The following is a 3,744-nucleotide window of genomic DNA, read 5'->3' as shown; positions in this document are numbered from 1 at the left end:
CTATAGAAACTTTTTGATACATTCAGGTCAAATTTTTTAATAGTCCCTATTGGAACATTCTCTGGAAAAATACTGGACATGGCCCCCGTAACTATGGTGTCACCAACTAAGAGCGGCACTAATCTGGGAATATCTTCCAGTTTAACCTGGTTATAGCCCCGCCCGTCCCAAATTAAAGAACCAAAATAATTAGTATTCTTTATTTTCGCATTTATATTGGATTTAGTATTTAAAATACTTTGAACAGAGGCATAATTTTTCGTGGTATGTTCAACAATCCCAAGAATTCCCTTGGCTGTAATTACACCCATATCCTGTTTTATACCATCATTTGTTCCCTTGTTTATTGTGATATAATTATTTGGGCTCGAATAACTGTTCTTAATAATTCTTCCGGTAATTATGGCAAAATTAATTTTGGTAGTATCTAATTGGACAGTGTCTTCAATATTTAGATTAAGAAGCAAATTTCGTAGTTTTTTATTTTCTTCGACCAGTTTTTGGTTTTCCTCATTCAGATTAAAATACTGTGTAACACCATCTGCGGTATTGTAGATAGAACCGGATATTCGGTTCGAAGAATTAAAGTAGATGGATCTGTGATAAGAATGAGAATCAATAGTAAAGGCCAGGGAAATTAACAGCAATAATAAGTAAAGCAGCGAGGTTTTATACCTAATGATAAAATTGATTATCTGCTGCATTCACTTGTTATGTTAAGCGTTTAAAATGAGATGCCAAGTTTTAACTTAAATCCTCACCGAATTCAGGTTATTTAATAAGAATACTTTTATAGCGTTCCAGGTTTTTTAGTGCTATGCCGGTTCCTCTAACTACAGCTCTCAAAGGGTCTTCTGCGATATAAACAGGTAGGTCTGTCTTTTGAGATAACCTTCTATCCAATCCACGAAGCATTGATCCGCCGCCAGCCATGTAAATACCCGTATTATAAATATCTGCCGCTAATTCCGGAGGAGTTTGTGATAAAGTTTCCATTACAGCATCTTCTACCCGTAAAATGGACTTGTCTAAGGCTTTGGCAATTTCCCGGAATGAAATAGAAACCTGTTTTGGTTTACCTGTAAGCAAATCCCGACCTTGTACAGACATCTCATCTGGTGGAGATTGAAGATCCTCGGTGGCAGAACCTATGGTTATTTTAATATTCTCTGCTGTGCTTTCCCCTACGTATAGATTATGCTGGGTGCGCATATAATAGATGATGTCATTGGTAAATACATCGCCCGCTATTTTAACCGATTTGTCACAAACAATTCCTCCTAAAGCAATTACCGCTATTTCCGTCGTTCCACCACCTATATCCACAATCATATTACCCTTGGGCTGCATAATATCCAGGCCAATACCTATTGCTGCCGCCATAGGTTCATGTATAAGGTAAACTTCCTTTCCATTTACCCGCTCTGCGGATTCCTTTACTGCACGCATTTCCACTTCTGTAATACCTGAAGGAATACATATTACCATCCTCAATGCAGGTGGAAACCATTTTTTCTTCAGGGCTGGGATGTTCTTAATGAACATATTGATCATTTTTTCAGAAGCATCAAAATCTGCGATCACCCCATCCTTGAGAGGTCGGATAGTTTTAATGTTTTCATGGGTTTTTCCCTGCATCATATTGGCTTCCTTGCCCACTGCAATTATTTTACCAGTTATCCTGTCTCTTGCAACAATAGACGGACTGTCTACAACTACCTTGTCATCATGGATAATAAGAGTATTTGCCGTGCCCAGGTCGATAGCTATTTCTTCAGTTAAGAAATCAAAAAATCCCATTCGCGTTAATTTGGTTTCGGTTTAAAAGGTGTATTTCATCGACAAAAGTAGTAAAATTAATGCTTAAAATGACGAGTACCGGTCATTACCATCGACATTCCATTTTTGTTACAATAATCGATGCTCAGTTGATCCTTAATTGAGCCTCCTGGTTGAATAACGCTTTGAATACCATTATTATTGGAAATCTCAACACAATCGGGAAAAGGAAAAAATGCGTCGCTTGCCATTACCGCTCCTTCCAAATTAAATTTAAAGGATTTTGCCTTGTGAATAGCCTGGTTTAAGGCATCTACCCTGGAAGTTTGCCCGGTTCCGCTGGCACATAATTGTTTGTTCTTTGCCAATACAATAGTGTTAGATTTTGTATGCTTACATAACTTAGAAGCAAAAATGAGGTCATTTAATTCTTCCTGACTTGGTTTCCTTGTGGTCACATATTCCAAATCCTCCAGTGTATCCGTTTTAAAATCTTTATCCTGAACAAGAATACCATTTAAACAGGTCCTGACTATAGTATCAGGGAGAGATGTTTCTTTTTGAATCAGGACAATTCTGTTCTTCTTACCCTTTAAAATAACCAATGCCTCATCATCATAAGCAGGTGCAATAACTACTTCACAGAATAAATTATGAATTTCCTGAGCTGTAGGGACGTCTATTTTTACATTACTTATTAATATGCCACCGAAAGCCGATACCGGATCTCCTGCCAATGCATCAACATATGCCTGGTGTATTGTATTTCTGGTGGCTAATCCGCAGGCATTGTTATGCTTTAGAATAGCAAAAGTAGGATCATCGTTTTTAAACTCATTCATGAGATTTAAAGCGGCATCAACATCTAATAAATTATTATAGGATAATTCTTTTCCGTGTAATTTGGTAAAAATGGCATCGAAATCTCCAAAAAAGAACCCTTTTTGATGCGGGTTTTCCCCATATCGTAAAATTTTAGCATTGGTTTCGCTAATCTTTAGAGCAGCCTCCTTATGATCCTTATTGAAGTAATTGAAAATAGCCGTATCATAATGGGAGGAAACATTAAATGCTTTTGTGGCAAAATGTCTTCTGTCTTCTTGTGTACTCTCCCCTCCGGTTGTATTTATTAATTCTAAGAATTCTGTGTAATCCTCCATTGAAGAAACACATAAAACATCCTTATAGTTTTTTGCCGCAGCACGTATCAGGGAGATCCCACCTATATCAATCTTTTCTATGATTTCCTGTTCAGAAGCACCATCACCTACCGTTTTTTCAAAGGGATAGAGATCCACGATAATAACATCTAATTGAGGGATATCAAATTCTTCTAATTGAGCAACGTCACTTTCGTTATCCTGTCTGTTTAAAATACCTCCAAATACCTTTGGATGTAATGTTTTAACTCTTCCACCCAATATAGATGGATAGCTGGTTACCTCCTCAACAGGGATTACATCAATCCCCAATTCCCTAATAAATTTTTCGGTGCCTCCTGTGGAGTAGATTGAAATTCCGAGCTCATCAAATTTCCTTACAATAGGTTCTAGACCATCTTTGTGAAATACTGAAATTAAGGCTGATTTAATTTTTTTTGTAGTGCTCATTTTGTAGTGCTTAAATAGAATAGCTAAAGGTCACAAATGTAATTTTTTTGAAGCTATAAATGAGATAGTGTTATTAACAAAAGAGTTAAAGTTTTAAAGAATTTTGGCGACCTGTTTATTGACAAATTCTAAAAAATCTTCATCATCCTTATTAAAAGGGTCCGGGGTATTGGAATCTATATCAATCTGGCCAATATTCTCTCCATTTACAAACAGGGGAACAACAATTTCTGCTTTTACATTAATGCTGCAGGCAATATAATTATCCTGAGCTTTTACATCCGGGACTACGAAGTTTTCATTGCTAAGGGCAACCTGGCCACAAAGTCCTTTTCCAAAAGGGATGATAGTATGG

The 3,744-nt window shown here is 36.8% G+C and carries 4 protein-coding genes; all 4 read right to left on the bottom strand.

The window, feature by feature from the left end; translation table 11 throughout:
* A partial coding sequence (gene mreC / locus WBN20_RS11060; RefSeq protein WP_424281712.1) for a rod shape-determining protein MreC occupies positions 1 to 704 on the bottom strand: 704 nt, incomplete at its 3' end.
* Between the two features lie 67 nt (positions 705 to 771).
* The gene (locus WBN20_RS11055; RefSeq protein WP_297705045.1) at positions 772 to 1,800 is read right to left on the bottom strand and encodes a rod shape-determining protein; all 1,029 of its coding nucleotides are present in this window, start codon (positions 1,798 to 1,800) and stop codon (positions 772 to 774) included.
* A 56-nt stretch (positions 1,801 to 1,856) separates the two neighbouring features.
* A complete protein-coding gene (gene purH, locus WBN20_RS11050) occupies positions 1,857 to 3,389 on the bottom strand; it encodes a bifunctional phosphoribosylaminoimidazolecarboxamide formyltransferase/IMP cyclohydrolase (RefSeq protein WP_424281711.1) in 1,533 nt (510 codons plus the stop codon).
* A gap of 93 nt (positions 3,390 to 3,482) precedes the next feature.
* Positions 3,483 to 3,744, bottom strand: a 262-nt coding sequence (locus tag WBN20_RS11045) for a GAF domain-containing protein (protein ID WP_424281710.1), incomplete at its 5' end; no start/stop codon positions are given.

Source organism: Eudoraea sp. (assembly GCF_049665975.1).
Classification (GTDB): Bacteria; Bacteroidota; Bacteroidia; order Flavobacteriales; family Flavobacteriaceae; genus Eudoraea.
The sequence above is the reverse complement of the archived record's forward strand: the minus strand, read 5'-3'. Positions and strand labels throughout refer to the sequence as shown.